This is a genomic window from Hyphomonas atlantica corrig., from assembly GCF_000682715.1.
In the GTDB taxonomy this organism is placed as follows: domain Bacteria; phylum Pseudomonadota; class Alphaproteobacteria; order Caulobacterales; family Hyphomonadaceae; genus Hyphomonas; species Hyphomonas atlantica.
This window is the reverse complement of the sequence record NZ_AWFH01000045.1, coordinates 242,947-249,506: the sequence shown is the minus strand read 5'-3', so window position 1 is coordinate 249,506 and position 6,560 is coordinate 242,947. Positions and strand designations below refer to the sequence as shown.

Here is a 6,560-nt window from a genome sequence, read left to right as displayed (position 1 = left end):
AGACGCTCCGGAAAAGCCTGATGGCGTTTGAGCTTGCGTCCTGAACACTTCGCCTCTTGGAAACCCGGCCTCTTGCGCGTACATGCGCGCGCATGACTGACGAGACTCCAAAGCCAAAACGCTTCTATGAAACCGCCAAGGCCGTGCAGATGCCGGGCGGCTGGACCGTGGAACTCGATGGCCGCTCCATCAAGACGCCCGCCCGCGCGGCGCTGAGCCTGCCGACGGAGAAACTGGCCAAGGCCATCGCGGCCGAGTGGAACGCGCAAGATGAGCATATCGACCTTGCCGCCATGCATCTGACGCGCCTTGCCAATGTCGCGATCGACCGCGTGCCGGAGACCCGCTACGAGATGGCCGATGAACTGGCGCGCTATTGCGAGACGGACCTTGTCTGCCACATCGCGGAGGATTCCGAGGAATTGGCCGAGCTGGAAGAGGCCCATTGGGCGCCGCTGCGGACCTGGGCTGGCCAGGCGCTGGACGTGATCCTTGTGCCGGTCGAGGGGATCATCGCCTCGCCCCAGCCCGATGCCTCGCTGGAGGCGGCGCGGACCTATGCGCTTGGCCTGGATGATTTTGCCCTGACAGGCCTGCTCTATGGCTGCGGCCTGTTCGGCTCGGCCGTGCTGGCAATGGCCGTGGTCGAGGGCGAACTGACCGCGACGGACGCCTTTGAGGTCGCCCGGATCGATGAGGCGTGGCAGGCCCAGCAATGGGGCGAAGATGATGAGGCCAAGGCCGTCACCGCGCTGCGCCGGGTGGAGGCCAGGGCGCTGGAAACCTGGCTCGTCGGCCTCGGCTGACCTCCAGCGCGCCAACCCGCAACTTTCCCCCGCATGGCCGGTCGATCCCGCAACAGATTGCCCCTGACGCAGCGGAAGCTGACGCGACGCGCGGCAAGATACCGCCGGATTTGCCCTTGCCAATGAAAGTGGTGCGACTATCAAACAAACCAACGAAATTTGTGACAGTCTTTTGGCAAGGAGTCCGCGCGCATGCAGGATGTAATCGAAGCGCTAGAGCAGAAACGCGAACAGGCCCGCATGGGTGGTGGAGCCGCCCGGATTGAGCGGCAGCACGCCAAGGGCAAGCTGAGCGCCCGCGAGCGGATCGAGGTTCTGCTGGACGAAGGCAGCTTCGAGGAATGGGACATGTTCGTTGAGCATCAATGCTCTGATTTCGGCATGGACGAGCAGAAGATCCCCGGCGACGGCGTCGTCACCGGACAGGGCACCATCAATGGCCGCCTCGTCTATGTTTTCTCCAAGGATTTCACCGTGTTCGGTGGTTCCCTGTCGAAGACGCACGCTGCCAAGATCGTGAAGGTTCAGAAGGCTGCCGCCATGAATGGCGCGCCCGTGGTCGGCATCTTCGATGCGGGCGGCGCGCGCATCCAGGAAGGCGTCGATTCGCTGGCTGGCTATGCCGACATCTTCATGGAGAACGTACTCTCCTCCGGTGTCATCCCTCAGATCTCCGTCATCATGGGCCCCTGCGCCGGGGGCGATGTGTATTCGCCGGCGCTGACAGACTTCATCTTCATGGTGAAGGACACGTCCTACATGTACGTCACCGGGCCGGACGTGGTGAAAACCGTGACCAATGAAGAGGTCACCCACGAATCCCTCGGCGGGGCCTCCGTTCATGCGGCGAAGTCCGGCGTGGTGGATGGCGCGTTCGAGAATGACATCGAGGCGCTGGTCCAGATGCGCCGCCTGATCGATTTCCTGCCGGGCTCGAACCGTGAAGACCCGCCCGTCCGCACCGTCTATGATTCCGCGGACCGGGTTGAGGAAAGCCTCGACTCATTGATCCCGCCAAACCCGAACTCGCCTTACGACATGCGCGAACTGATCGAGAAAGTGGCTGATGAAGGCGACTTCTTCGAGATCAGCCCGAAATTCGGCGCCAACATCCTGTGCGGCTTTGGCCGCATCGAAGGCTCCACCGTGGGCTTCGTCGCCAACCAGCCGATGACGCTGGCCGGGGTTCTGGACATTGACGCCTCCCGCAAGGCGTCGCGCTTTGTCCGCTTCTGCGACTGTTTCAACATTCCGGTCGTCACCTTTGTGGACGTTCCGGGCTTCATGCCGGGCACGAAGCAGGAATATGGCGGCCTGATCAAGCATGGCGCGAAACTGCTGTTCGCCTATGCCGAGGCGACCGTGCCGAAGGTGACCGTCATCACCCGCAAGGCATATGGCGGCGCATATGACGTGATGAGCTCCAAGCATCTGCGCGGCGATGTGAACTATGCCTGGCCAACGGCAGAGATCGCCGTGATGGGCGCGAAGGGCGCGGTCGAGATCATCTTCCGCAAGGATATTGGCGACGAAGAGAAGATTGCCGAGCACACAAAGATGTATGAGGACAATTTCGCAAACCCCTACGTCGCCGCGCGCAAGGGCTATATCGACGACATCATCATGCCGCACTCAACCCGCCGCCGCGTCGCCAAAGCCCTCCGTAGCCTGCAGAACAAGCAGCTCGAAAACCCGTGGAAAAAGCACGACAATATTCCGCTTTAGGGGTAACGATTGTTCGGTGGGGTGGGGAAGTGACACCCACCATACAAAACCTATAATCCTGTCATCCCGGAATTTGCATAGCAAATATCCGGGAGCCATTATTTTGTTCTGTTTGCACACATTAGATTCGCGAAGGTCTATTCCGTGCGAGCGCACCTCATGGGCCGCGAATGCCGATTTGCTTTTGAATCGTGGCGTAAAGTTCATGTGGATCAACGACGACAGGAAACCCTTCTTTCGTCGTCTTTGAGTGGCGTTGTCCCACGTAGAAAACAAAAGGTATGTTAACGGCAAGATCACGAACTTGTTCGGGCAGAGCGGCTCCATCCTCTCCGTTTTCGCGTCCAATGTCTGAGATTACGAGATGGAAAAACGTAGTTCTCAAGCACTCAACCGCTTCAGCGTTGCTCCGAGCGAGTTGGAATGAGAAGCCTATTGCGGATAAGGCTTCCATCTCGTGCCGGTTGTTCTCAGGGTGATCATCAACCCAAAGAACTTTCCAGCGGCCTGACAGCGTCTCTAGCGTTTTTAAAATTTTTCCTCGAGAAGGCGGAATCTCACCACGCTGTTTGTAAGCATTTCGAGTTTCTCTCGCGGCAAATTGGAAATTTATTCCGCCCACTTCTATAGCGCTCAGTCTACGGCCGGTTATTTTCGCCACCAACAGAAGTAATAGAATAGTGAGAGTCGAGGTAAAAACGGCACTCAGCGCCGCATCACGAAACCCGAGCGCAATGAAGTCCCAAGAATCCCTAGCGAATGACAAGAAAGTCTGCACAGTTGAAATGATACCTTAGGGTGAGTTTGGCTGCTTTTTTAAGTGGATAGCGTGAGTGCTCAACATTGCCAAGATCGGAGCACTAGCTGATTGCGTGAATTGTCGTTGTTCCAACTTGCCCTACAAGCCTCCCAATCCTGTCATCCCGGAATTTGCGCAGCAAATATCCGGGACCCGGATTGCATAGCCCGCGCACATGCTTCGACTTCGCTCAGCATGAGCGCTCACAGATGGCGACATGAGACGACACTGGGCGACACATGGTGACACGGGGCGACGAAGGGCGACCTGATCCTGACGGGAGCCCGTTCTCGTGACGGCCGGGATCGGGGCAGGGCGCTTATCCCCCCTCAAACCCGCCCCATCCTGCCGCGATCATTGCGCGGGAAATAAACTTATCCAACCCCTCCGCCGCCTGACATATACTGGCAGGCGATGGAGTGTTCGCTTTTCTCCCCTGTGAAGACCTTGCCGTGGTATCTGTGGCCCGTCTGGCCACTGATCTTTTGGCGCATTCAGCGCTTGCAGGCATGGTTCCGGCGTGAAGCCCCGCCGGGGGCGCAGATGCTGTGGGGCATTGCGGGTTGGGGCGAAGTGGTTGTCCTGGCCCTGTCAGATGATTTCACCGGGCGGCGGCGCACGCCCTTGCCGGGGGCAGAGCCATCGCCCGCCCTGTGCGCCGCGCTGGATGGCGAAGATGATCACAGACGTCATGTGCCGCTGGTCGGGTTGAGCACCGCACCGCGCGGGCTCGATTTCGGGCCGTGCGGCGCGGCGCATGACCATTTTGCCGACAGGCTCGGCGTGCCTCTGCCCCTGCCGGACACCTGACGCGGCGGCCATTTCCTGACAATCCGGATTCCAAGCTCAAGCGCCTTCACGGGCGTCGCCTGTGCAACTGGCAGTGCGCGGGCCACTTATGGGTGTATTTGTTGAAACTCCCGCTATACTGGCGCGAAAAGACACTGGACACATATCTATGGAAGCGGCGGCCCACCCGAACCAGGCTCTCCGGCTGGAGACTCTTCGGAAATACGACATCCTGGACACAGAGCGCGAGCCGGAATTCGACGAAGTTGTCGAGCTGGCCTCGCGAATTTGCAATGTGCCGATTTCGGTGGTGAATCTGATCGATAAGGAGCGCCAATGGTTCAAGGCGGAAGTCGGCATCGGCGCCCGCGAAACGCCGCTCGCCACCTCGATCTGCTCTCACGTCATCCTGAGTGAGGATTACGTCGAGATCCACGACACCCAACTGGACCCGCGCACGGCCGACAATGAACTCTGCACCCCGGCAGACGGGTTGAGGTTCTATGCGGGCGCGTTGCTCAAAGCGCCAAACGGCCTGCCCATCGGAACGCTCTGCGTGCTCGACAACAAGCCGAACGCGCTGGACGATTTTCAGAAAAGCACGTTGCTCACGCTCGCCCGGCAGGTGATGCGGGAACTGGATCTGCGCCTCGCCTTGAAGAACCAGAAAATCCTGCGCAATGAAATGGACCATCGGGTCAAGAATTCGCTCCAGTCGGTCGCCTCGCTGGTGCGCGTCTACAAGAGCCGCGCTAGGCCGGGCGTGGACATGACCGAAGCCTTCGATGCGATCGGGCGGCGAATTGAGGCGACAGCTGCGCTTCACGAATTGCTGCATGACTCGCCGCTGGAGAATGCGGTGAGCCTCGATGCCTTCCTGGGCCATATCGCCCAATTGCTGGAGGATTCCGCGCCGCCGGGGGTTCGCGTGCATTGCGAGGCAGGGGCCGTCGATATTCCCACCTCCACGGCCAGCGCCATCGCCGTAATCGTGAGTGAGTTCGTCGCCAATTCCATCAAGCACGCCTTCAGCGACGGCCAGCCGGGCGAAATTTGGATCAAGGGCTCTGGACAGGTTGAAGGCGGGCTAGAAATCCTCTGCGAAGACAATGGCGGCGCCGCCAAGCGGCCGGAACCCGCGCCAGGATCAGTCTCCGGTCTCGGCAAGCGCATCATGGCGGCCTCAGCGGCGCAAATCGGCGCGCATCTGGAAAACGGGCCGACGGAAACCGGTTACCGGATGAGGGTGTCCCTGCCAGCCTAAGGCCGGGTTTCCTGAATATTTTCGCAGTTCCCATCCCTCCGAACTGCGTTTTGTGCCAGCGGCAATCGCTTGCCGTTCAGGGTGACGGGTTTGAACTGTAGTATTTACTACAGATGGCGCTGCATCGGGCTCGCGAGCGGTTGAGTGCCCCTTAGGGGGTAGGCGCCCGCGGCGCTGACTTGTTCCCGCATTTCTGGTGAGGTTGTGTCCTGTAGTAATTATTGCAGGTTTGAGGAATTTTGTGACTCACGCTGCTTGGCACGGGCAACCCGCCCGCTGCTGACACGTATTATTGTTCTTAACCCTTGATTATGCATTTCTGAAGAACAGGTGATCAGGGTTACGAGGCCTGCAATGTGTTGGCCAGCAAAGATGGCCAATTAAAGGGGATACGGGCAGGATGCTCTCTGACTTGATTTCTTCAGAACTACCCTATCTGCGGCGCTATGCGCGCGGATTGATGGGGGAGCAGACGAACGGCGACGAAGCCGTCGAAGACATGATCGAGTCGCTCATATTCCGAATCTCCGTTGCCCCGGATCTGAAGTTCAACAAGGCCGACCTGTTTGCCGAACTCGACAAGTCGATCAGCAAGCGCGTCAGCAAGCTGTCCGCAGACAGTGGCATCGGCAAGATCCTGAGCACGATGACGACCATTCAGCGCCGCGCATTGCTGCTGACTGTCGTCGAGGGATTTTCCGTTCAGGAAGCGGCTCGGATACTCACCGTGAACGATACCGATGTCGAGGAAATGCTGAGACAGGCGGAAACCACGATCGCCAACGAAGTCAGCACGTCCGTTCTCATCATCGAAGACGAATCCCTGATTTCCTATCAATTGTCCCAGATCGTGACCGAAGCGGGCCACTCAGTTGTGGGGATTGCAACCACCCACAAGGAAGCCGTCGACCTCGCCGCTGAGACAGAGTTCGGGTTGATCCTGTCAGACATTCGCTTGGCTGACGGATCCATTGGAATTGATGCTGTAAGAGACATCCTCGGCGCGATGGAAAACCCGGTCCCAGTAATCTTCATAACCGCCTATCCGGAAATGTTGTTGCAGGGGCAGGACGAGGAACCGTCCTACCTGATCCCGAAACCCTTTGAACCTGTGCATGTTCGGACAGTCGTCGATCAGGCGATTCTCTCGGCCTATCTGGGCCAGCCAACAGCCTGA

6 protein-coding genes are annotated in these 6,560 nt (G+C 59.0%); 5 read left to right on the top strand and 1 reads right to left on the bottom strand.

Annotated features, from left to right (window positions below; translation table 11 throughout):
• Positions 1–92 precede the first annotated feature (92 nt).
• Complete coding sequence (locus tag HY36_RS13885) at positions 93–806, top strand: ATP12 family chaperone protein (protein WP_035553974.1); 714 nt, start codon at positions 93–95, stop codon at positions 804–806.
• 192 nt (positions 807–998) lie between these two features.
• The gene (locus HY36_RS13880; RefSeq protein WP_035553971.1) at positions 999–2,531 is read left to right on the top strand and encodes an acyl-CoA carboxylase subunit beta; all 1,533 of its coding nucleotides are present in this window, start codon (positions 999–1,001) and stop codon (positions 2,529–2,531) included.
• Between the two features lie 157 nt (positions 2,532–2,688).
• Here HY36_RS13880 and HY36_RS17900 read toward each other — a convergent pair whose 3' ends face one another.
• Complete coding sequence (locus HY36_RS17900; protein WP_162176002.1) at positions 2,689–3,192, bottom strand: response regulator; 504 nt, start codon at positions 3,190–3,192, stop codon at positions 2,689–2,691.
• 552 nt (positions 3,193–3,744) lie between these two features.
• On the opposite strand from HY36_RS17900, the gene HY36_RS13870 reads away from it, so the two are divergent.
• The 3 genes from HY36_RS13870 (at position 3,745) to HY36_RS13860 (ending at position 6,560) form a co-directional block, all read left to right on the top strand.
• Entirely contained in the window at positions 3,745–4,140 is a 396-nt protein-coding gene (locus tag HY36_RS13870) for a hypothetical protein (RefSeq protein WP_035553969.1), read from the top strand.
• Between the two features lie 148 nt (positions 4,141–4,288).
• Positions 4,289–5,383 carry a histidine kinase dimerization/phosphoacceptor domain -containing protein gene (locus HY36_RS13865; protein WP_035553967.1) on the top strand — a complete coding sequence of 365 codons (1,095 nt, stop codon included), beginning with the start codon at positions 4,289–4,291 and terminating at the stop codon, positions 5,381–5,383.
• A 400-nt stretch (positions 5,384–5,783) separates the two neighbouring features.
• Positions 5,784–6,560, top strand: coding sequence for a PhyR family response regulator anti-anti-sigma factor (locus tag HY36_RS13860; RefSeq protein ID WP_035553964.1), 777 nt, complete (start codon positions 5,784–5,786; stop codon positions 6,558–6,560).

Excerpts from the sequence above, each read along its gene's own strand:
- HY36_RS13870 (WP_035553969.1), top strand. The coding sequence starts at position 3,745 with ATGGAGTGTTCGCTTTTCTCCCCTGTGAAGACCTTGCCGTGGTATCTG.
- HY36_RS13885 (WP_035553974.1), top strand. The coding sequence starts at position 93 with ATGACTGACGAGACTCCAAAGCCAAAACGCTTCTATGAAACCGCCAAG.
- HY36_RS13880 (WP_035553971.1), top strand. The coding sequence starts at position 999 with ATGCAGGATGTAATCGAAGCGCTAGAGCAGAAACGCGAACAGGCCCGC.
- HY36_RS13860 (WP_035553964.1), top strand. The coding sequence starts at position 5,784 with ATGCTCTCTGACTTGATTTCTTCAGAACTACCCTATCTGCGGCGCTAT.
- HY36_RS13865 (WP_035553967.1), top strand. The coding sequence starts at position 4,289 with ATGGAAGCGGCGGCCCACCCGAACCAGGCTCTCCGGCTGGAGACTCTT.